The sequence below is a fragment of the Terrisporobacter muris genome (assembly GCF_024621905.1).
In the GTDB taxonomy this organism is placed as follows: domain Bacteria; phylum Bacillota; class Clostridia; order Peptostreptococcales; family Peptostreptococcaceae; genus Terrisporobacter; species Terrisporobacter muris.
In genome coordinates this window covers 1-1209 of sequence record NZ_JANKBY010000584.1, presented here as the reverse complement: position 1 = coordinate 1209, position 1209 = coordinate 1, and the positions used below count along the sequence as shown (strand labels likewise).

Sequence of the window (1209 nt, the reverse complement as noted above, 5' to 3'; positions counted from 1 at the left end):
GAGGTAAAGATGATAATCAAATCAGGAGTTTGGGCTGAAATTAACTTAAATAATATAGGTGATAATTTAAATGAAATAAAAAATAGTTTGAAAGAAAAAATAAAAGTATGTTGTGTGGTAAAAGCCAATGCCTATGGCTGTGGAGCAGTTGAAATTTCAAAATACTTAGAAGATAAGAATATAGATTTTTTTGCAGTTGCTAGAGTGGAAGAAGGATTAGAACTTAGAAATAATAATATTAGATTACCTATTTTATGTTTAGGATATACAGATATATCTATGATAAAAGATGCCATAGAGAAAGAAATTTCTATTACAGTATATAATTTGGAATACGCTAAAAAGGTAGATGAAATAGCTAAACAAGCAAATAAAATAGCTAAAATACACATAAAGATTGATACAGGAATGAGTAGACTTGGATTCTTAGCAGAGGAGTCTATAGAACCAATTGAAGAAATAAATAAGCTAGAAAACATATATATAGAAGGGATCTTTACTCATTTTGCAAAGGCAGATGAAGAAGATAAGACAACTACTTTAATTCAATTAAATAAATATAAAAAAGTAATTGAAAAGCTAAATAATCTACATATAGATATACCTATAAAACATGTGGCTAATAGTGCAGCAACCATAGATTTAAATGAAGATCTATTTAATATGGTAAGAGTAGGTATCATATTATATGGATATTATCCTTCAGATGAAGTTAATAAAGAAATAAGATTAAAGCCTTGTTTGAAACTAAAGTCATCTGTTACCAATGTAAAAGTGTTAGATGAAAATGTGGGTATTAGCTATGGTCATGTTTATAAAACAAGTGAAAAGTGTAAGATTGTCACAATCTCTATAGGATACGCAGATGGATTTAATAGAATTCAACATAATCCTAAAGTTTTTATAAAAGGAGAAATATTGGAGGTTGTGGGGAGAGTGTGTATGGACCAATGTATGGTGAAAGCTCCTTTATCCATGAATATAGAAATAGGTGATGAAGTTATAATTATGGACAATGATATAAGAGAGATTAGCGTAGAAGAAAATGCGAAAAGAAATGATACTATTAATTATGAAGTTTTATGTATGATTAATAGAAGAGTTACAAGAGTATATAAAGACAATAATAAAACTTATAGTATTAATTATTTATTAAATTAAAAACTTGACTTACTTATTTTAAATTTGATTTATTAAAAATGTTTATAT

General features: G+C 26.6%; 1 protein-coding gene. It reads left to right on the top strand.

Going from position 1 to position 1209, the window contains the following annotated elements; all coding sequences use genetic code 11:
- Window positions 1–9: 9 nt before the first annotated feature.
- Window positions 10–1161, top strand: coding sequence for an alanine racemase (alr, locus tag NSA58_RS20445; protein WP_039681462.1), 1152 nt, complete (start codon window positions 10–12; stop codon window positions 1159–1161).
- Window positions 1162–1209 lie beyond the last annotated feature (48 nt).